This window comes from Vibrio sp. VP6 (assembly GCF_028823755.1).
GTDB classification, from domain to species: Bacteria; Pseudomonadota; Gammaproteobacteria; order Enterobacterales; family Vibrionaceae; genus Vibrio; species Vibrio parahaemolyticus.
Genome location: NZ_JAPEID010000002.1, coordinates 234,702 through 255,096, shown reverse-complemented (window position 1 = coordinate 255,096; position 20,395 = coordinate 234,702). Strand labels below are relative to the sequence as shown.

At 46.2% G+C, this 20,395-nt stretch carries 16 protein-coding genes; 8 read left to right on the top strand and 8 right to left on the bottom strand.

All coding sequences use genetic code 11. The annotated features are described in order from the left end of the window. Positions 1 to 243 precede the first annotated feature (243 nt). The 4 genes from OU793_RS02395 to OU793_RS02380 all read left to right on the top strand — a co-directional run bounded on the left by OU793_RS02395 (position 244) and on the right by OU793_RS02380 (position 6,695). Positions 244 to 1,461 (top strand): AAA family ATPase, encoded by a 1,218-nt coding sequence (locus tag OU793_RS02395; RefSeq protein ID WP_005500197.1) that lies wholly within the window; start codon positions 244 to 246, stop codon positions 1,459 to 1,461. 7 nt (positions 1,462 to 1,468) lie between these two features. Beyond that, positions 1,469 to 2,443, top strand: coding sequence for a ParB/RepB/Spo0J family partition protein (locus tag OU793_RS02390; RefSeq protein ID WP_159404241.1), 975 nt, complete (start codon positions 1,469 to 1,471; stop codon positions 2,441 to 2,443). A 124-nt stretch (positions 2,444 to 2,567) separates the two neighbouring features. Then, positions 2,568 to 4,589, top strand: coding sequence for a tRNA(Met) cytidine acetyltransferase TmcA (locus OU793_RS02385; protein ID WP_193237418.1), 2,022 nt, complete (start codon positions 2,568 to 2,570; stop codon positions 4,587 to 4,589). Between the two features lie 426 nt (positions 4,590 to 5,015). Then, on the top strand, positions 5,016 to 6,695 hold the full coding sequence (locus OU793_RS02380; protein WP_025788639.1) for a DUF342 domain-containing protein: 1,680 nt from the start codon (positions 5,016 to 5,018) through the stop codon (positions 6,693 to 6,695). A gap of 56 nt (positions 6,696 to 6,751) precedes the next feature. Here OU793_RS02380 and catC read toward each other — a convergent pair whose 3' ends face one another. After that, a complete protein-coding gene (gene catC, locus OU793_RS02375; protein WP_021450425.1) occupies positions 6,752 to 7,411 on the bottom strand; it encodes a type C chloramphenicol O-acetyltransferase in 660 nt (219 codons plus the stop codon). 88 nt (positions 7,412 to 7,499) lie between these two features. Between catC and OU793_RS02370 the strand changes: the two genes are divergently transcribed. Then, complete coding sequence (locus tag OU793_RS02370; protein ID WP_053812320.1) at positions 7,500 to 8,411, top strand: LysR family transcriptional regulator; 912 nt, start codon at positions 7,500 to 7,502, stop codon at positions 8,409 to 8,411. Positions 8,412 to 8,448: 37 nt separating this feature from the next. Next, a complete protein-coding gene (locus OU793_RS02365; RefSeq protein ID WP_025552528.1) occupies positions 8,449 to 9,114 on the top strand; it encodes a peptidase E in 666 nt (221 codons plus the stop codon). Between the two features lie 89 nt (positions 9,115 to 9,203). On the opposite strand, the gene OU793_RS02360 is transcribed toward OU793_RS02365, so the two are convergent. The 3 genes from OU793_RS02360 to murQ all read right to left on the bottom strand — a co-directional run bounded on the left by OU793_RS02360 (position 9,204) and on the right by murQ (position 12,793). Then, positions 9,204 to 10,259 (bottom strand): porin, encoded by a 1,056-nt coding sequence (locus OU793_RS02360; protein ID WP_077671875.1) that lies wholly within the window; start codon positions 10,257 to 10,259, stop codon positions 9,204 to 9,206. A 148-nt stretch (positions 10,260 to 10,407) separates the two neighbouring features. Beyond that, complete coding sequence (gene murP, locus OU793_RS02355) at positions 10,408 to 11,862, bottom strand: PTS N-acetylmuramic acid transporter subunit IIBC (RefSeq protein WP_025535440.1); 1,455 nt, start codon at positions 11,860 to 11,862, stop codon at positions 10,408 to 10,410. 28 nt (positions 11,863 to 11,890) lie between these two features. Continuing rightward, the gene (gene murQ, locus OU793_RS02350) at positions 11,891 to 12,793 is read right to left on the bottom strand and encodes an N-acetylmuramic acid 6-phosphate etherase (RefSeq protein WP_042764417.1); all 903 of its coding nucleotides are present in this window, start codon (positions 12,791 to 12,793) and stop codon (positions 11,891 to 11,893) included. Between the two features lie 242 nt (positions 12,794 to 13,035). Between murQ and OU793_RS02345 the strand changes: the two genes are divergently transcribed. Continuing rightward, the gene (locus tag OU793_RS02345; protein ID WP_021452841.1) at positions 13,036 to 13,887 is read left to right on the top strand and encodes an SIS domain-containing protein; all 852 of its coding nucleotides are present in this window, start codon (positions 13,036 to 13,038) and stop codon (positions 13,885 to 13,887) included. Between the two features lie 19 nt (positions 13,888 to 13,906). Here the strand turns inward: OU793_RS02345 and mpaA are convergent, their stop codons facing one another. Continuing rightward, the gene (mpaA, locus tag OU793_RS02340) at positions 13,907 to 14,617 is read right to left on the bottom strand and encodes a murein tripeptide amidase MpaA (protein ID WP_025520416.1); all 711 of its coding nucleotides are present in this window, start codon (positions 14,615 to 14,617) and stop codon (positions 13,907 to 13,909) included. A gap of 141 nt (positions 14,618 to 14,758) precedes the next feature. Here mpaA and OU793_RS02335 point away from each other — a divergent pair, with 141 nt between their 5' ends. Beyond that, a complete protein-coding gene (locus OU793_RS02335; RefSeq protein WP_025520418.1) occupies positions 14,759 to 16,384 on the top strand; it encodes an ABC transporter substrate-binding protein in 1,626 nt (541 codons plus the stop codon). Positions 16,385 to 16,447: 63 nt separating this feature from the next. Here the strand turns inward: OU793_RS02335 and OU793_RS02330 are convergent, their stop codons facing one another. From OU793_RS02330 to OU793_RS02320, 3 genes are all read right to left on the bottom strand, one after another. Next, positions 16,448 to 17,032, bottom strand: a complete 585-nt coding sequence (locus OU793_RS02330; RefSeq protein WP_063518406.1) for a flavodoxin family protein — start codon at positions 17,030 to 17,032, stop codon at positions 16,448 to 16,450. Positions 17,033 to 17,168: 136 nt separating this feature from the next. Continuing rightward, positions 17,169 to 17,762, bottom strand: coding sequence for a mechanosensitive ion channel family protein (locus OU793_RS02325; RefSeq protein WP_020838327.1), 594 nt, complete (start codon positions 17,760 to 17,762; stop codon positions 17,169 to 17,171). Between the two features lie 505 nt (positions 17,763 to 18,267). Continuing rightward, on the bottom strand, positions 18,268 to 20,382 hold the full coding sequence (locus OU793_RS02320; RefSeq protein ID WP_005464845.1) for a type I secretion system permease/ATPase: 2,115 nt from the start codon (positions 20,380 to 20,382) through the stop codon (positions 18,268 to 18,270). Positions 20,383 to 20,395: the final 13 nt, after the last annotated feature.

Sequence of the window (20,395 nt, the reverse complement as noted above, 5' to 3'; positions counted from 1 at the left end):
ATAAAATAGATTTACATTGTAAATAAGTGACAATGTAACACTTTTAATTTTGATAAGAACTAACCTCTTTTATTTGGAATAAATCGATTAAAAATTGATATATTTTTCTTCTTAAATCATAAAACAGCCAATTTTGATGGTTTTTTATGTGATGGTTGTTCAAAATGAATGTGCACCTTTTTGTTGTTTTTGAAGTTTACTGCTGTACAATTGGATGCAGATATCCTTCCAACGGAATTTGGCATGAAAAGAGAAAAAACGATTGAAAATCTTCAAGAGTTAGCTGAGCTGACGCAACAAGTTCAAGCTGACCGTATTGAGATTGTTTTGGAAGAGCGAAGTGACAACTACTTCCCACCAATGTCTAAGGCGATGATGGAGACTCGCTCTGGTTTAACTCGTCGTAAACTGGATGAAGCGATCGGTAAGATGGAAGCCGCAGGCCACCAATTTACTAAAAACAACGCGAATCATTACTCCATTACGTTAGAAGAAGCACACATGCTGATGGATGCGGCTGAAGTGCCAAAATTCTATGAGCGTAAGAAGAATAACGGTAATAAACCGTGGATTATCAACGTACAAAACCAAAAAGGTGGTACGGGTAAATCAATGACGGCCGTACATTTGGCTGCTTGTTTGGCGCTTAACCTAGATAAACGCTACCGCATTTGTTTGATTGACTTGGACCCTCAAGGTTCATTACGTCTGTTTTTAAACCCGCAAATCAGTGTGGCTGAGCACGACAACATTTATTCAGCGGTAGACATCATGTTAGGCAACGTGCCTGATGGAGTAGAGATCGACCGCGAATTTTTACACAAGAACGTGCTGTTGCCGACGCAATATCCGAACTTGAAGTCAATCTCCGCATTCCCAGAAGATGCTATGTTTAACGCAGAAGCGTGGCAAACGCTGTCTGAAGACCCATCACTTGATATCGTTCGTCTATTGAAAGAACAGCTTATCGACAAGATTGCGAATGACTTCGATATCATCATGATTGATACCGGTCCGCACGTCGACCCTCTGGTTTGGAATGCGATGTACGCGTCCAATGCACTGTTAATTCCTTGTGCGGCAAAACGTCTAGACTGGGCATCTACGGTTAACTTCTTCCAGCATTTGCCTACGGTTTATGAGATGTTCCCAGAAGATTGGAATGGCTTAGAGTTTGTTCGTCTAATGCCAACCATGTTCGAAGACGACAACAAGAAGCAAGTTTCGGTATTGACGGAAATGAACTATCTGCTTGGTGACCAAGTGATGATGGCAACCATTCCACGTAGCCGTGCATTTGAAACGTGTGCAGACACCTACAGCACTGTGTTTGATTTAACCGTAAGTGATTTCGAAGGCGGCAAGAAGACACTTGCAACTGCTCAAGATGCGGTTCACAAAAGCGCATTGGAACTGGAGCGCGTATTGCACTCTAACTGGCCGTCATTAAATCAGGGGTAAACAGTAAATGGCTTTGAAAACGTCTGAATTAAACGCGAAATTATTTGGTAAAACGAATAAACGTCGAGTAGCGACTCCACAAGAAGCGCAAACGGCAGCAAAAGAAAAAGCGCAAACCATCGAGTTGGCAGTGGCGGGTGAGGGCACGGTTCAGTTTGAATTAGTTCGTATTCCCGCAGATAAAGTGGCAAGCGAGACGCGTGTGTTCGCGGACAATGCCCGTGAACAATCATTCTTGAATGAGCATGCTTTATCTGATGTTTTGGTGACACTGAAAGAGCGTGGTCAACAGTACCCAGCTGTTGGTCGTCGCACTGACGATGGCAAAATTGAAGTGCTAGACGGTAGCCGCCGTCGTATGTCTTGTATCTTGGCGGGTAAGGATTTCTTGGTTTACGTTGGTGATGGCATCAACACTGAACACGCGAAATTCCTATCTGACGTCGCGAATGCTCACAAACCGCTGTCGCTTTACGAAAAAGGCAAAGAGATGCAGGCTAAGCTGGAAAGCGGTGAAGCTGAAGACCAAAAAGCGCTAGCGAAAATGTTCCAATGCAGTGAAGCATTGGTAAGTGGTGCGCTTAAAGCCGCGGCATTGCCGCTGCAATTGCTACAAGCGTATCCAAATGTTGGCGATTTAGGTCGTCCAACCATCGTTAAACTGCACAAACAGTTCTCAACATTGACCGTTGAGCAGCAGCAAAACTTGTTGGATAAATGCCGTACATCTGAAGGTTACTTGTGGCAACGTAGCAAGGCACAAGGTGTGGCTCGTTTGACCAAAGAAGTGACGGAAAGCATCGAAAGTTGGATCTCAGAGTTAGCACCAGCTAAACCTGCAAAAAAAGCTGAAAAAGTTGACCTTGTCAAAGGTCGAGCAAGCTACAGTCGTAAAGGCAGCAATCTTGCTCTCAATCTGAAGAAAGTCGATGACAGCTTGATGGAAGAAATCCTTACTTTTGTTCAAAGCAAAATGCAATAAAATTAAGCTTTAACGATAACCGCCTTCGGGCGGTTTTTTTATGTCTGCGATCTTGAGCGTGTGGAAGCATGCTCCGAATAGCAGATGTGATAACATGGCGGCAGTTCAACATCGGATAGACCCCATGCACGCACAATCTGAATTTCTATCTTCACTTCAACGCCAATCTCAACATGCTTTTCAACGCTCAGGCATTGTTTTGCAAGGAGAGGCCGGTTGGCAAGAGTCCATTCTCTCTGCATTTCTTCAAACTCAAACCACACAACGTTGGTTCTGTGTTGGGGATTGGTCATTCGAGAGTGCCTTTTGTGTTGGAATGAAGCAGGGAAATCGACTACTCGGAAGAGAATGTGATGTGCTGCTGTTTGACGCGCGAAAAGAGTTCGATGCTAATAGCTTTACGGCGGCAATTGGCTCTCTCGTTGGCGGTGGAATGCTACTTGTTGTGACAAATACTGCTCAACCACAACACTTCGCTGAGCAATGGATGCAGACCCAATGGCAAAAGCTGATAGTGCTTGAGCAGGGGAAAGTCATTCCTCAGGTTTCTGAGCTTGCTATTGCGCAGAGAAATACAGAATACATAGAGCAGACTCACGCTGTTTCATTAATCGAGAAAGTGGTGAATGGGCATCGCAAGCGTCCTTTAGTGCTCACGGCTGATCGCGGTAGAGGTAAAAGCAGCGCATTAGGCATTGCTTGTGCTCAGTTGTTGCAGCACAAGCCGCTGCGTATATTACTTACCGCGCCTTCTATTAACGCTGTTGAGCCAGTCTATCAGCACGCGCAGCGTTTACTTACGGATGCCAAACAGATGAAGAAAGACCGTTTGGAAGTCGGCTATGGGTATATTCAGTTTATTGCGCCTGACGAATTGTTGTCTTCGCTGCCTGAGTGTGATTTGCTGCTAGTCGATGAAGCGGCTGCGATTCCCGTCCCGATGCTCAAACAAATCACCGAGCATTATCATCGTTTGGTCTTTTCTAGCACGATTCATGGCTATGAAGGCTGCGGACGTGGCTTCACGTTGAAGTTCATTGAATGGTTGCAACAACAACGACCTGGCATGAAGACGTATCACATGCAGCAGCCAATTCGTTGGAGCGCAGATGATAAGTTAGAAACGTGGTTGTATGACGCTTTTATCTTGAACGCTGAATTATCGCCGCAATCCATTGAAGGCATGGCGAACGTATCGTTGAACAAAGTGGACAAGCAAGCACTGGTTCACCAACCCAACTTACTACGCGAATGCTTTGCTTTACTGGTTAACGCTCATTATCAAACCTCACCGAATGATTTGCTCCATTTACTGCGAGATGACAACAGCTCCGTTTATCTCGCGATGGATAAACAAAATATCATCGGAGTCATTCTCACGGTTGAGGAGGGCGGTCTTGATGACGAGTTAATTGAAGCCGTTCAACTTGGTCAACGTCGTCCTAAAGGGCATTTGACGCCAATCACCATCATCAATCAACTTGGTTTGGTAAAGGTAGGCAAGCTTATTACTTCACGAGTGATGCGAATTGCGGTGCATCCTGATCTACAAGGTTCGGGCATTGGCAAGCGCATGCTAACACTACTCGAGGAAAGTGTTGGTGCCCATGTGGATTACCTATCGACGAGTTTTGGTGCGACGGATGAGTTGATTCAGTTTTGGCAACAAGCTGGTTATCAATCCATTCGTTTAGGAACTATGCGCGATGCCGCCAGCGGTTGTTATTCATTGTTGATGGTTCGCCAACTTGCGAATAAATCACAAACTTGGATTGATGACGCACAAGCATTGTTTCATGAGTTTTTGTCTGCGAGCCTTTCCCTTGTTTATCCTAAGTTAGAGCCGAGTCTGGCTAGAAGCTTGTTGCGTCAACCGATTCAACATCAAACCTTACATCCGACTAAGCGAGTATTGCTTCAAAGCTATGCGCAGGGTGGTGCAAGCTATGAATCGATTTTTGTGTGGTTACAACAGTGGCTGCGTCAACATGGTTTGGAGCCTGTTTCTGATTTGATGATAAGTAAAGTGTTCTTAAACCATGATTGGGGCATTTGTGCCAAACAATTTGGATTATCGGGAAGAAAGCAAGTTGAGCAACAGTTAAGAAGTGAGTTAGAAAAGTTGTTGAGTCAATTTACAGTGTAAACGCAACGCCTTATGGATTTACACTGTAAATAGAGACGAGCTGAGAGGAGTGACTTTACACTGTAAATTCACTCCTTTTTTGTTTTTGATGAATGATAAAAAGCAAACTCATGACCGACTAAGTTCAATGTTGAGCTGTAAACAAAATCGCCAATAAAAGGGAAGGAGTGGCGTCGCCACTTTTATTGTATTGAAGCACTATAACTACAAGCTACAACTTTCTCATGCTGTAGAGTGGAGCATGAAGTGAAACGAGAGTGGAATGATTTACGCGGATGAATCACCATGCCTAATACTTTATTTACTCAATAATACCAAGGCTTCGACCTTTAGTGACCTGAGCCCTATTCTTCGAAGTGCGAGGTTTGTTCAGAAAATGTTTTTGGTTAGACTGAAAGTGTTGATGGGAAGCAAAGTGGTAAGGGTATGTGGAAGCTGTGTCTTGAGTTATCTGAAGATAAGACCAAGGTGATAGCCCGTCTTCCGGGAGAAGTGGACCTCGGTGGTGAGCTAAATCAAAATGAATTAAACGAGCAGCTCGTCGCAATGAACGCTGAAAGGATGTTTGTTGTTGAGGGGGAAGTCGTGAGATTCATTAACTGCGCCAAAGAACGTAAAGCCGAAGCTTACGAAGGCATCGTCATTGCGGAAAAACGCAACGCGCAAGTTGAGGTCGAATTATCGAATAATGACATGCTCGCCAGTATGAACGTTGTCGGCGCTTACGGAGGCCGAGGTTTACGTGGCCCCGAGATTGTTCAAGCCCTTGCTCAAGCGCGAGTTTCGAAAGGCATCAACAAACTGGCTTTGAAGAAAGTGTTGGTTGTCAGCACTCAGCTCAAACCCGGCGAAACTTTTTCTCAACCTGTAGCGGTTGGTAAGCAACCTATCAAAGGCAAAGACGCTCTTTTTACTCCTCTCGTTAAAGACATCACCAAACGCATTCTCAAACCCAAAGACGGCCAATCTGCTAGCGACAAAATTGATTTACGTAACCTCGGTGAAACTATCGCGGTTGACGTAGGCGATGAGGTGATGCGCCGCACGCCTGCGACCAAAGGTACGCCTGGTTTTACTGTTCAAGGGCGAGTGATTCCTCCACAAGCCGGGAAAGACAGCCCAATGAAGCCTGGTAAGGGCACCGAGATAAGCAAGCACGACCCAAACCTATTGATTGCATCGGTATCCGGTACGCCTCTGATTAAAGACAAAACCATTGAAGTTGATAACGCACTCTGCCTCAATAGCGTTGGCGTGAATACAGGCCACGTGAAATTCAAAGGGAATGTAATTATCGGTGGCAACATTGAATCCGGCATGATTGTTAAAGCGACGGGTTCTATTACTGTAGGCGGCTTCATTGAATCGGCTGACGTACAAGCGCAAGACGACATTCAAGTTGGTAAAGGGATCATTGGCCACACCGTGAGTGATGGCCAGCCAAAGAGTTGTCACGTCAAAGCCAAAGGTTCGATTCGTGCCAGCTACGCCCAATATTGTGATTTGCAAGCTGGCGAAGATATTGAGTTGGCGGTGCACAGCATGAATAACGATATTGTTTGTGGGCGCAATCTGACGGTGCTGGATGCTAACGGTAGGAACGGTACGCTCAGCGGCGGAGATGCAAAAGTCGGTGACAAAGTGGTGTGCTTACAATTGGGCGTAGAAGGCGACACCGCCACTAAGGTAGAAGCGTTCGCGCGCTATTCTGCATTTAAGGAGCGATTAGCAGAGCTCAAAGATCAATACAAACGCGCTCAAGAAGGCACGATGGATGTGATTCGTAAAGAGCTCGAATTTAAGAAACGTCCTAAAGCCGAACGTACCGACGAAGAACAAGCTCAGATTGATGTGATGAAAACACAAAACAACGAGCAGCTTGAAGCGATAAAGCAAAAGCTAGAACAAACGGAACATGACTTTGAAGTCGCGTTAGAAGAAAATATTGTCGAAGCCAAAGAGCGTGTCTTCACTCGCGTGACGGTGCTGTTTGGCGACGAACAAGTAACGACAAAGCGCACTCATGGCGGTTGTTCGTTCCGTTTCAATCAATACGAAATTAAAGTCTCGGCGAACTTGGAAGAAGAGGACGTCGCTGCGGTTTAAGCTTTCTTACTCACTGAGCCCACACGTTGCAACAAGATGTGTGGGCTTTTGTTTATCTACAAATCGACAATGTGCTCTTGATAGTAGTCCGCAAGCGCACCGACTTGGCTGCTACACATTACTTTCATTGCTTGTTTAATGTGTTCTATTGGCCAGTTCCACCATTGGATATTGAGTAGAGTTTCAATCTCTTTATCGCCGAATCGTTGACGTACGACTTGGTTGTTTCCAACCACCACCGAATAAGGTTGGACGTCTTTCGTCACTACGGCGCGTGCTCCGATGACGGCTCCATCGCCGATGTTTACTCCGGGCATGATCATCGCCTCGCTTCCAATCCAAACATCGTTCCCCACCACCGTGTCTCCGGCACGCTCGAAACCGTCTTGTACGCCTTCTCCAAATTCTTCAGGAGAGAAGGGGAAGGTCGAAATCCAGTCAATGCGATGACCTTGGTTTCCTGCCATCATGAAGGTGGCTCCAGAAGCGATGGAACAAAACTTGCCAATGATTAATTTGTCGATGCTATCGGGTTCTCTACTTTGCCATTCTTGAAGTGTGACGGGGTCACCCAACAAGTAGCGTACTGCTTGCTCTTCGAAGCTTTTTTGATGATAGAAGCCCGAGTAATAGCTGTAATCGCCAACGATGATATTGGGATTAGTGATGTGATCTTTAATGACTTGACCTTTTAACCACGTGTCGAAAACACTCATAACTCATCCTTTCAAATTTAGGTTGTACAGAGTTTAGAGGCTTTCTATTATTTCCAGTAGTTTGATTTTAGAGATTCAGAATTACTGTATGGAAATAAAATGGCTCAGCTACGTACCACTTTACGTCGCTTTGTGCGAGGAGCGAAGTATTGCTGGCGCAGCAAAGCGACTGAATTGTTCGAATGCGCATGTAAGTCGGCAACTTAAACAGCTTGAAGACATATTGTCGGTGCAGCTTATTCAGCGAACTACGCGCCAGTTTAATTTGACCTACGATGGTTTGCGGTTTTATCAGCAGGTAAAGCAACTGCTCGAAGGCGCTGAGCAGATCAATGAGCAAGTCATGGCAAACGAGATCGTATCGGGAAAATTGAGAATAGCGGCGTCCGCTTCTTTCGGAGCCGCGTTACTCAGCCAAACATTGATCGAGTTTCGATTGCAACATCCACAAGTGAGCGTCGAAGTGATCTTCACAGAGACACCTCTCGACTTGATTGAGGCTGGGTTTGATATCGCATTCTACTTTACCGATACTCCCCCAGAGGGATACGTCGGCCATCAGCTACGCACTTTACACTGTAAACCGATCGCTCATCGCTCGTATTTAGCGGATAAACCAAATGTAAGTACGCCAGAGGATCTTGGTGACTTAGAGCACATCCTTTATAAAAGTCGTGACTTGGTGTTAGACAAGTGGACGTTTACGCATAAGCAAACTCAACAGCAGTGCAGCATTGAGTTAGAAAGTACGCTGAGTTTTAATCTTGTCCAGTCCATGTTGGATGCTACTTTGGCTGGCTGTGGTGTAGCCATGTTAGATGAATTTGCACTGGCTAAACTCGACCCTGCACAAAAAGAACAACTCGTGAGTTTGCTGCCAGAATGGCAAACGGATGCGATTTTGCCGCTTTATCTGCTCTACCCAAAACGTGAGCACTTACCAAGAAGAACGCGAGCGTTCATTGATCACTTTAGGAACATATATTCTGTCGGCGAATAGCGACAACAAACTTAGCAACAATTGAGGAAGCAAAGGAATGCGAAAACACTGTATTGCGATTGGTGGTGGTGGCTGGATGATGGGAGAGAACCCGAGTCCGCTCGATCAATACATTTTGTCTTTGTCTGGTAAGGAGAATCCAAACATTTGTTTTCTACCGACAGCCACGGGAGACGCCGATGAAGTTATTGAACGTTTTTACAATGCGAAGCTTAGTGAAAACGTAACCCATTTTCCGCTGTTTAAGTTTGATGCTGGTTGGAAAGAAACGCTATTTGAACAAGACATCATTTACGTCGGTGGCGGTAATACGCGTTCGATGTTGGCCATTTGGCGCGAATGGGGAATCGATAGAATACTCAAGCAGTGTTATGAACAAGGCATCATCATTTGTGGCATGAGCGCTGGTGCAATTTGTTGGTTTGAGTTTGCGGTGACAGACAGTGATCCCGAAGCATACCAAGTTATGCGTTGTCTTGGATTAATTGACGGTTTGGCTGCGGCGCATTTTTCTCATGTAGGTGAGAAGTTCGAGGTTTTCCAAGCCTTTGCTCGTTCTCAACCGAGCATCACTTGTTATGGCATTCACGATTATGCGGCATTGCACTTTGTCGATGGAAAATTGTTAGCTACTGTCACCAGCTTTCCTGATGCAGGCGTGTTGGTTAAAATAGGTAACGAAGAAAACATATTGCGAGGGTGAGCTTCTTCAAATCAGCATTAAAGGCAATAACTACTGACCGGACACAGAAGAAGCTCATGGATTCAGCTAACTTACATTAAGTATCGTGCTTACAGCTCGTAACGCAGACCTAAGTGGTAGTAGCTTTCGTCTGCGTGCGCACCGCCAAACGAGACTTCTTGTCCATTGCTGTAGCCACGCGAACCGTTACGATCAACGTAGTTTGTGTAGATAGAAGAACGAGGCGTCAGTTTGTATTGCACTTCTAGCGTTGTATCTTTCAGCTCTAGCTCGTCACCCTCACTGTTTTCTAAAGAACGATAACCAGCACGCAGTGCCCATTTGTCATTTACACTGTAAACCGCCGTCAATTCCATCACTTTGTCGGTACTGGTTTGCGAGTAATAGCCCTCTAGTTCATCTTCCGAGTACAACGCACCCAACATTAAATCACCTAAGTAGTAACGCGTACCTGCGCCCCAGAATGTGTAATCGGTGTCGTTGCTTTCACGTGCATCACCTTTATTTTTCTGTATCGCCACCACTGGTGCCAAGGTACCCAAATTCCCCATGTCTAGCGTATAACGCAGTGCAGCGTTGTAACCGTAGTCGAGCTCAGAAGTGTTGTTTCCTAAAATGTACGCGACAGAAAAATCGAAATTACCTAGGCTGTTTTGGTATTGCAACGTGCCATCTTGACGGAAAACTTGCGTCGCGGTTTTGTCGACTTTATTCGCTTGGCGCGCCATAGAAACATCGGAAGAGGCGAACACATCACCAATGTCGGTAAACATAATCAATCCAGATGCCACGCGACCACCAGTAATGCGACCATAATCTTTCGCATCAATACCCGCCCATACATAACGTGCGGTCAGAGACGGTTTGTCGTTTACTTGGTTTGCGTATTCAGCGGCACCCACTTGGTATTGCGCTTGGCCGATGATCGACGCGTACTCGTTGATGGTTTGTGAACCGTTTAAACCAATACGGCCATCAAACTCACCATTTGCATCGCCGTGCTCGTCATTTTTACTGGTGACATTGAAACCAAGACGAGAGTAAATATTTAAAACTGACCCATCTTCCGCTTGATACAGCTGCGCTGCCATTGCGTTTGATGCCATCAACGTAGGGAGAAGTAGAGTCAAAATGTGCTTTTTCATGATTAACGACCTTTCATTTCTATTGTTTTAGGTACGACAAAGCCCCTTCCGAGTAACGGAATAAGAAAAATTGTCGTGAAGTAGAGAGAGGGTGCGCCCTTGTTTGCCAAGGGCGCGAGCTAGTCCATTCCTATAGGGGAAGAATGATTTAGCTTAAATCGACGTCTTTGCAGCCAAAGAAGTAAGTCGCGAGGAAGCCAACGATGTAAGAGATAAGCAGGCCAGCAACAAACACCATCATGCCCGGGAAGATGCCATTTTCTGATGTCATGAGAGGAATCGCCACGATACCGGACGGGCCAAACACCGTATTAAGACCAACTGGCAAGCCAAGGTAAGAAACTAAGCCGATAAAGAAGCCGCCCGCAGCACCACCAATACAAGCGGTAACGAATGGTTTTACGCGTGGTAATGTCACGCCGTAAATCAATGGTTCGCCAATACCTAGAAGGCCAGGAATAATAGCGCCTTTAACTTGAGTGCGCAGTAGAGCGTCTTTTTTGGCTTTGAAATACAGCGCCATTGACGCGCCAACCTGACCGCCACCAGCCATCGCCAGGATAGGAAACAGCGAGTTAAAACCCTGTGCTTCCATCAATGCGAAGTACACAGGAACGAAACCCTGGTGGATTCCAAATACCACAGAAATTAAGAACAAACCTGCCAAGATTGCAGCACCTAATGGGTTATCGTTCAAGTTGAGGAACAACCAAGACATCCCTTTAAACAGCTCGCCGCCGATTGGCATGATGATCAAGAAGGTTACCGCACCCATGATCAACAGAGTGATAACGGACGTTAAGATCATGTCCAGATCATCTGGCATGTATTGACGAACCTTACGCTCGACTTGCGCACCGATGATCGCCGCCAAAAGTACGCCGATAATGTTGCCGCGCGGATCAATCGCAAAGCCGAAAAACTCGTTCATGCCAGAGTAAATACCGGATGTAGCCTCTGGGTTGTAACCCAGTACAAACAAAGAGGCGAGAATTGCACCATTAACACCAGAGCCGCCAAACGCTTGCTGCGCGTTGTAACCAATCAGAATACTTAAGAAAGCAAACAGACCCTTACCAAAGACTTTCATGTAGGCGATCAAATCCAACATAAACTGGCTTGGTGTCTGGTCGAGAACAAACATCTGTTCCAATAACGTCGCAAAACCTAGCAACAAACCAGCGGCAATAAAGCCAGGGATCAACGGCGTAAAGATGGTAGCAAACTTGCTTAAAAAACGCTGAACCGCACTGGTTTGCTTACTCTTCATCTGTTTTTTCTGCTCGGCCGCGACGGCAGAAAGATCTTGTTGCGGCATATCTGGTTCTTCACTGTAACCAGAAGTTAAGCTGTCGATCAATTGATTCATCATCTCTGCCGCTTGTTGAGCTTTTCCGGGACCGAGAATGATCTGAAATTGCTCATCGCTTTCCACCACACCCATTACGCCGGGAATTTGCTTGATAACAGACTGGTCAGCCAAGCCATTGTTGGCGAGCGATAAACGCAAACGCGTCATACAGTTACCACATTTGCTTACGTTGCTGCTGCCACCCACTGCGGACAGCAACTGCGATACTGTGTTTGAAGTTATTTTTGCCATAGGGTCTATCCTTCAGAACTCGGATTATTTAGTTATTATTTAGTGCTGCGCGAATAAAACCGTTGTGCGCGGCGAGGCGTGATTTGGCTTGTTCGGCATCCAAATTGGCCAAAATCATTAAGATGGCGGTTTTACAGTGGCGATCGCAGGCATTTAATGCTCGCTCTGCTTCTTCTTTTGATGCGCCAGTTGCTTCTACAACAATGTTGGTTTGGCGTTGGATGAGCTTGGCGTTGGTGGCCTCTACATCCACCATTAAGTTACCAAATACCTTACCGCTACGAATCATTGCGCCTGTCGTGAGCATGTTTAACACCAGTTTTTGTGCGGTGCCGGCTTTCATGCGAGAAGATCCAGTAACGACCTCTGCGCCAACAATCGGCAGAATCGCGATGTCGGCCGCTTTTGCCATGGCACATTCCGGATTACAGGCGATAGATGCAGTCGTAGCTCCGATGGATTTAGCGTACTCCAAACCACCTAGCACATAAGGCGTGCGGCCACTTGCAGCTATGCCTACAACCACGTCATGCTTGGTGAGGTGAAGCGCTTTTAAGTCGTCTTGACCCATTTGCGCGTCGTCTTCGGCGTTTTCTACCGCTTTCAAAATCGCCTGATGTCCACCAGCAATTAAGCCAATCACCATATCTGGATGCGTGCCGTAGGTTGGAGGACACTCGCTCGCATCAAGAATTCCTAAGCGGCCTGATGTGCCAGCTCCCATGTAAACTAAGCGGCCACCATTTGTAAAAGCTTGGGTAATCGCATCAACCGCCTTTGCAATTTGTGGTAGCACTGCTTTGACCGCGAGCGCGACTTTTTGATCCTCTTCATTAATGACTTGTAGCATCTCGATGGTCGAAAGCGTATCAATCTCTGCACTGGCTGGATTACGGCTTTCTGTCACCAATCGGCTTAAATCAATTTTCATGTTTTACACTCTTCGCAATGTTCAATCTGAGGGCGATTCTATGGAATAAAATATTCTGTTTTGGTGATAAAAATCACACTTGAGGTTATTCTTTGTGCCGGGGAAATTTGGAATAATGAGAGAAAATATACGTCCATTACATCCGGTATAAACTGGCTTGGTTAGAATAATCATGGAGTTAAATCAAACTCCAATTATTTTTGTTTTGGAATAAATTATTTAAATTTTTTGAGGTTTTTGTTGTGTCAGTTATCAATAAGATAGTCGCGAGGCGTACTCAGCTTTCGCAAAGTGGTCGTTTGGTCGGCGATTGGATTGTTGAAAACGCAGAAAAGGCGGCGCTGCTCACTAGCCAAGAACTTGCGGCGCAAGTAAAAGTGAGTCAATCGAGCATTGTGAAATTTACTCAGCGTATTGGCTTTAAAGGCTACAGCGAGTTTAAGTTAGCTCTGAATGAAGAGATTGGCCGTAAGCATGCGATGCAGTCGACACCGTTGCACAGTGATATTTTGGCAGATGATCCCATCGCGGTTATTTCACAGAAACTGGTGAAAGCAAAAACAGATGCTATGTTTCAAACCACCAATGCGCTGTCTTATGAAGCTTGTCACCAAGCGGTGAAATGGTTGAGCGAAGCGCGTCGAGTGCAAGTGGTCGGGATTGGGGGCTCAGCCCTGACCGCGAAGGATTTAAGCTTTAAACTGCTTAAACTCGGTATTACGGCGCTTTCCGAACAAGACAGCCACGTGCAGATTGCTGTTGCTCGTACCCTCTCTTCAGAAGATGTGCAGATTGCGATTTCGTATTCGGGCGAACGCAAAGAAATTCTCGTCGCGGCAGAAGCGGCAAAAGAGCAGGGCGCGAAGGTGATTGCGTTATCTGCTCCTGGGAGAAGCCGCTTGCGTGGTATTGCCGATATTACGTTTGATACGATTGCCAATGAAACGGAACATCGCAGCTCATCCATTGCTTCGCGCACCGCGCAAAACGTGATCACCGATTTGCTGTTTATCATCTTGGTTCAGCAAAGAGACGAAAGTGCACGTCAGTTGATCAGCGATATCAGTACCGACATCAAACAGATCCTCACATGATCGCTTAACCAACAGCGGACTAAAGATCCGGATCGTGCATCAGTAAAGCAATAAAAGCGGACAGATGCTTTTCAATGGTGAGATCGGCAGAAATCGCGGGCAATTCCAACGTGATGCAAGGTAAATCACGTTCACTACACCAAGTGCCGAATGAGCCGGGTGTTTCGTAGTCGACATCGTCAACGATTGGCAGCTGAAACTGCTCGCCGAGCCATTTGGCAAGGTTGGAATGTTTGGGATCATCTACAAACGCAAGCGGTTCGTGAAACGACACTACAAACTTTGGCCTGCGCAGTTCAATCAAGTTAATTAATGCGCCAACTTCTGGCTCTAGCTGGTTTTTAGAGCCTGTTTTCACCTTTACGTCTCGAACGGGTGTGTGAGAGCTCCATCGATACACGGTGCCATGCTCAGTCCAATTTTGGGTTGGAAACGCGCGATTGAGATCCACTTGGTTTGCATTTGCGCGTGTGCCTAGCTGGTTGCCGTCAGGATTCATTGACAGAATCACATCATGTCGTAAGTTTTTAGCTGGCAAGCTTCTTAGCGCACAGGACAAACCTGCAATCGAGGCTGTCTCATCCCCGTGAGTGCCTGCCAAAATCAAACCTCGCGAAGCACTTTCGACTTGTGCCGGAAAATACAGTAATGGCGCACCAAGTACGGATTGACCGTATGTTGTTGGCCGAATTAAAAATGCCGCTCTTTCCGTTCTTGGAATTAGACTCACCGTAATCTCCTGATTGATGAAGTAATATCAATATCTAAGCTAATTAAACCTAGCTAAACCGAACCGTTTAAACTCGTCAACGGTTGAAATGTTAATTGTGGCGCTTGCTTCACAAGACGCGTTAGGAGAACGAAAAACGATATGGATTTTAAAAAACATTCAACGGCGTTGCTGATTTCCTCTTTATTCACCCCTTTTCTTTCTGCATCTGTCGTTGCGGATACCTTACTTAACGGTGTTCAGCTCGCCGCAGAGCAACATTTGGTACGTGCGAATGACGCAGAGGCGGCAACGCTTGATCCAGCGAAAGCCGAAGGTCTGCCAGAAATGCACGTGATTCGTGATTTATTTGAAGGGCTGGTGATTCAAGATCGTGACGGAAACATCATTCCCGGTGTGGCGGAGTCGTGGGAAACCAAGGACAACCTAACCTTTGTTTTTCACCTACGAAAAGATGCGAAATGGTCGAATGGCGAGCCTGTGACGGCGGATGATTTTGTCTATTCACTGCGCCGAGCGGTAGATCCGAAAACCGCTTCTCCAAATGTTTGGTATCTCAAACTCACCAAGATCAAAAACATCGCCGATGTGGCAGAGGGTAAAAAGCCTTTGGACGATCTCGGTATCACGGCGGTGGATAAATACACCTTACGTTTTGAGTTGGACAGTCAAGTTCCGTACTTTGTTGCCATGACCGGGCACACGTCCATGATGCCAGTGCATCAAGCGACAGTGGAAAACCGCGACAAGCCGTGGAGCGATCCAGACCAATTTGTTAACAACGGTGCATTCACATTGGATAAGTGGGTCGTGAATGAGCGTATTGAACTGGTCAAGAACCCAAATTACTGGGACAGTGCTGATACGCATTTAAACAAAGTGACTTACATTCCGTTTGAAAACCAAAACGCGTCGATCAATCGCTATGCGGTAGGTGAGGTGGATATCACGTCAGATGTGCCGACTCATATGGCGCAGAAGCTTAAACAAGATTACAAGCAGGCTTACACGGTGGTGCCATTGTTGTGCACGTATTACTACGCGTTCAATACCACTCGTCCACCATTTGATGATGCGCGAGTGCGTCAAGCGGTATCGTACTCCATCATGCGCGATGTGATCACGACTGGTGTCACTCAAGTCGGCAACCTTCCTGCTTATACTTTTGCGCATCAGTACACCGCAGGGTTTGATGCAACGCCGCCAGAATACAGTAACTGGAGTCAACAACAACGTGATGAGAAAGCACGTGAACTGCTGAAAGAAGCGGGATACGGTGATGGCAAACCTTTGGATTTCAAATTGCTGTACAACACCAGTGAGGCAAATAAATCGATCGCCGTTGCAATAGCCTCGATGCTACACAAGAATCTCGGTGCAAACGTTGAGTTAGAAAATCAAGAGTGGAAGTCGTACTTAGTGGCGCGTAAACAAGGCAATTTCGATGTGATGCGTGCGTCTTGGTGTGGTGATTACAACGAAGCGTCCACTTTCTTGAGTTTATTGCGTTCAGGTTCTTCGGGTAACTTTGCACGTTACAGTAGCCAAGCGTACGACAACGTGATGAACAGTGCATTGGCTGCAACCGATGAGAAAGCGCGCCAAGGATTTTATGACCAAGCAGAACAGTTGCTGGCGGCAGATATGCCCATTGCGCCAATCTATTACTACATGCAAGCGCGTTTGGTTCGCCCTACAGTTGGCGGTTTTGCCAAAAACAACGTAGAGGGGCGCATCTACTCGAAAGATCTCTACATCAAGAAGTAGCGCTCAAAACAAGCGATAAATACGAAGCCCCGAAGATGTATCTTACGGGGTTTCTTTTTATTGTTAGCGAGTGGAGAGCTTGTCAACTAGCATTGCGACTCGTTTGCCAAGATACTCCGCCGTTGCAACATCAGAGGCATGCAACTGACCATCTTCACCGCCTTGAGCAACAATGCCACCTTGCACACCGTAGCGATTCAGATTTTGCTCCCCAGAATTGCTGATCTTATCCAATCCGACCCACATCATGCCATGCTGACCAGCAAGGGTTTGTAGATACTGCAACGTCATTGACTGATCGCCATTCATTGCCCCACCACTGGTAAAGCCAGCCGCGATTTTTCCCGCCCATTTTTGGTAATACCAAGATTCACTGCTTGCATCGGCAAATGCTTTAAACTGCGCTGCTACGCTGCCCATATAGGTCGGTGAGCCAAAGATAATCGCATCGCACTCAGCAAGTTCATCCATTAGATTAGGGTTCACAAAACGTCCCTCAATAATCTCACTGCCTTCAATACGGTGAGAGAGAATTTCAAATCCACCTTGCTGCTGAATGCTTTGTTGTTCAACGCCGGCGGCAATCGAGCGAGCAAGCTGACCAGTAACGTCGGTTTTAGAGAAATAAATAATCGCAATTTTGGACATGAAAGATTCCTTCTTTTTTCTGATTAATGTGTAATGTTGAGCATGCTAAAACCTCAAGTTTGGTTTAGGTCAACACTAAAACTTAAAAAGAAGTGCATTAAAAAAGCCGATGTAGATACATCGGCTTTTTAGTGGATTATTTCTTTCTTCGAGTATAAATCCGAGATTTTGTTTTACTTGGCTCTGGCTTATTTTTCGCCAGCTTTAGTACCGCTTTTTGCAAAATCTGGTTGTTTGGGTAAGTGATCAAGTTTCCGTTGTCGTGCTTAATTAACACGTGAAACATGCTGATTTCTTGAATCTCGCCACTGATGTCTTCGTCTTTGTCTACGACTTTAATACGATCGCCCACTCTGTATGGGAAGACAAAAAAGATCAAAAAGCTGGCGGTGATATTGCTCAGAATTGACCACTGCGCGATAAACGCCACACCCAATACGGCGAAAATGGACGACAGGAACAATGACACATCGCCATAGCCAATACCGGTGATAATGGCAAAAACAGAGGCGGTCAAAAACAGCAGCGCGACATTGAAACAGCGCTGAATAAAACTCAGGCGGGCCTTTTTTACGCCCTTTGAGGTTGCTAAGTTTAAGATGGCTCGATTGACGATTCTCTTCAGGATACGATAAGCGATCAGGACAAAAATGCCCATCAACACTTTGTAACCGAGGGAGCCTGTAGTGAAATACTGGCTCACTTGTTCTAATTGGATCCAATCATTCATTTCTTCAACTCGACGATATTTAGAAAGCGGCTTTTATAGCTGATTTTCTGCTGTAAGTAATCACAATTTTTCTACTCTGTTTACCCTGTATCAGCATTCAAACGCCTTACATGTTACTGAAATAGCGTAATGAAAGACTGCGATGGGTAGTATTTCGTTACCATACCTAATATTCAACCAGAGTCGACGTCTCTTTCATGTGCTCAATGTTTGAGCTTCATCCCATATCCGAAATTACGCCAAGTGAGGCGCGTCATAAATTTGATGAATATGACCTTCGTCCTGCTAACCTAGTAGTGGTTGAAAGAAGTTGGTAGGAGAGGCGCGGGCGTATGGAAGAAGATGAAAAGGCGATCATGATGCTGGTGGTGATTGTGGGGTTCGTGCTTATTTGGGTTGTGCTTGAAGAGCTGAACTATCTTGGTTTACCGATCAAATAAGCCCCGTGAAACATTCGATTCAACGGGGCTTTGTATTTCAATAATGGCTTTCTTGCTTTCAGAGATTAGCTAACTGCTCTAACCTTACCTTGCTTCAAGTCGTTCAGCACTTGAGATTTTGGACCGTCTGCAATTACGCTGCCTTTTTCCATTACAATCACGCGATCTACGATGTCGAGCATCGACGTTTTGTGTGTAATCAAAATCAGCGTTTCGCTCGGTTTTAACTGCGCCAATTGATGCTTGATGTGCATTTCTGAGCGGTTGTCCATTGCACTGGTTGGCTCATCCATCAAGAGTACCGGAGGACGTCCAAGGAACGCGCGAGCAATCGTCACCGCCTGACGTTGACCGCCAGAAAGCATTGCGCCCCCTTCACCAACCTGACGCTCCAAACCTGCTGGGTCCGATTGCGTAAAGGCGGTCACACCCGCACGATTGGCTGCATCCATCACGTCACGGTCATCGGTTAATGGACGGCCTAACGTGATGTTGTCGCGGATGGAGCCAAAGAACAGATTGGAATCTTGCGCCACACACCCGATATTGCGGCGAATATCGACATGATGAAGCTGCGCGATGTCGGTGTCATCAATGCGAACATGACCTTCTGTCGGTTGGTATAAGCCCATGATGAGACGCTCTAACGTGGTTTTACCCGAGCCGATACGGCCGATAATCGCCACTTTCTCGCCAGGATTAATCGTCAAACTCAAATCTCGAATTGACGCGACTGGTGAGTCTGGGTAGTGAAAGGTAACGCGTTCTAGCTCAATCTTACCTTGTACAATAGGGCGGTGAATGTAGCGTTTGCCTTCTTCCTGCTCGTCCGGCATTTCCATCACTTGGTTGATGATGGTCATCGACGATTTGGCTTGGTTATAACGCGTTGAAAGTAGCGATAGCTGAACCAAAGGCCCAATCGCACGACCACTTAGCATGGTTGCGGCAATCAAACCACCCATGGTTAAGTCACCTTCTGCAATCAAGTAAACGCCTAAGATGATCATTCCGACGTTACTACTTTGCTGCACGAAACCCGCAGCGTTTTGGATGCTATCGGTAATGCGACGGCTCTTGATGTTCCAGTTTGCCATGTGCGCCACCGCTTCTTCCCAGCGGTATTGGAACTGGCTTTGAGCACTCAACATTTTCACCGTTTCTAAGCCTGCCAAGCTCTCAATCAGGTTGGCGTATTTTTGAGAAGCTAGACGTGAGCCTTCCTCGATAGAACGGCGTAGAGGGCCTTGGATGAGCAGTGAGTGGATAATCAGAATGAGAACACCTACCATCGGCACAAATACCAAATTGCCCGCCATCAACCAAATGATGATTAAAAACAGAATCGCAAATGGTAGGTCGATCAACGCGCTGACGGTAGCGGAAGTGAAGAATTCGCGGATGGATTCAAACTCCTGCAAGTGACGTGCAAATGCACCCACTGACGGCGGTTTGGATTCCATTCGAATCCCCATTACTTTGCTAAACAGTTTAGAGGAGATCAGAATATCCGACTTTTTACCCGCCACATCGATGAAGTAGTTACGAAGTGACTTGAGAGAAAAGTCGAAAATGAACACGACGAAGATACCGCTTGCCAACACCCATAAGGTTTCAAACGCGAGGTTTGGCACCACTTTGTCGTACACCAAACGAGTGAACATTGGTGCGGCAATGGCGAAGATGTTGATCAAAAGAGAAGCGATAAGCACATCGCGGTAGATGCGTTTAGATTGCCACAAGGTTGACCAGAACCAGTGACCTTCTTTGGTTTTGAGCACTTCGGGAGAGCGCTCATCGAAACGGAATTGCTTTTTAACTAAAAAGTAGCGACCAGTGTACTGCTCAAGTAGGTCTTCTAATGGAATGGAGATTGGCACCATTCCACTTTCTAAGGTTGTGACTTCTGCTTCGCGTGTCTCCATATTGATGCTATTGAGAACGCAAGAGTCACCACCTTTAAGAACTAAGATTGCCGGCAGAATCAGGCTGGAGATTTTCTCCAGCTCTGCACGGTTTTCCTTGGCAACCAATCCGGCCCTTTCCGCCGCTCTTGGTAGCAGGAACGGGGTCAATTTACCATCTGACAGCGGAAGCCCATTCACAAGAGCTTCCGGCGAGTTGGCTAACCCATAGTAACGGCTAACGTAGATGAGCGAATTCAGTAAAGGGTCTTTCATCGTTGGTGAACCT

Excerpts from the sequence above, each read along its gene's own strand:
- OU793_RS02395 (WP_005500197.1), top strand. The coding sequence starts at position 244 with ATGAAAAGAGAAAAAACGATTGAAAATCTTCAAGAGTTAGCTGAGCTG.
- OU793_RS02390 (WP_159404241.1), top strand. The coding sequence starts at position 1,469 with ATGGCTTTGAAAACGTCTGAATTAAACGCGAAATTATTTGGTAAAACG.
- OU793_RS02385 (WP_193237418.1), top strand. The coding sequence starts at position 2,568 with ATGCACGCACAATCTGAATTTCTATCTTCACTTCAACGCCAATCTCAA.
- OU793_RS02380 (WP_025788639.1), top strand. The coding sequence starts at position 5,016 with ATGTGGAAGCTGTGTCTTGAGTTATCTGAAGATAAGACCAAGGTGATA.
- catC (WP_021450425.1), bottom strand. The coding sequence starts at position 7,411 with ATGAGTGTTTTCGACACGTGGTTAAAAGGTCAAGTCATTAAAGATCAC.
- OU793_RS02370 (WP_053812320.1), top strand. The coding sequence starts at position 7,500 with ATGGAAATAAAATGGCTCAGCTACGTACCACTTTACGTCGCTTTGTGC.
- OU793_RS02365 (WP_025552528.1), top strand. The coding sequence starts at position 8,449 with ATGCGAAAACACTGTATTGCGATTGGTGGTGGTGGCTGGATGATGGGA.
- OU793_RS02360 (WP_077671875.1), bottom strand. The coding sequence starts at position 10,259 with ATGAAAAAGCACATTTTGACTCTACTTCTCCCTACGTTGATGGCATCA.
- murP (WP_025535440.1), bottom strand. The coding sequence starts at position 11,862 with ATGGCAAAAATAACTTCAAACACAGTATCGCAGTTGCTGTCCGCAGTG.
- murQ (WP_042764417.1), bottom strand. The coding sequence starts at position 12,793 with ATGAAAATTGATTTAAGCCGATTGGTGACAGAAAGCCGTAATCCAGCC.
- OU793_RS02335 (WP_025520418.1), top strand. The coding sequence starts at position 14,759 with ATGGATTTTAAAAAACATTCAACGGCGTTGCTGATTTCCTCTTTATTC.
- OU793_RS02330 (WP_063518406.1), bottom strand. The coding sequence starts at position 17,032 with ATGTCCAAAATTGCGATTATTTATTTCTCTAAAACCGACGTTACTGGT.
- OU793_RS02325 (WP_020838327.1), bottom strand. The coding sequence starts at position 17,762 with ATGAATGATTGGATCCAATTAGAACAAGTGAGCCAGTATTTCACTACA.
- OU793_RS02320 (WP_005464845.1), bottom strand. The coding sequence starts at position 20,382 with ATGAAAGACCCTTTACTGAATTCGCTCATCTACGTTAGCCGTTACTAT.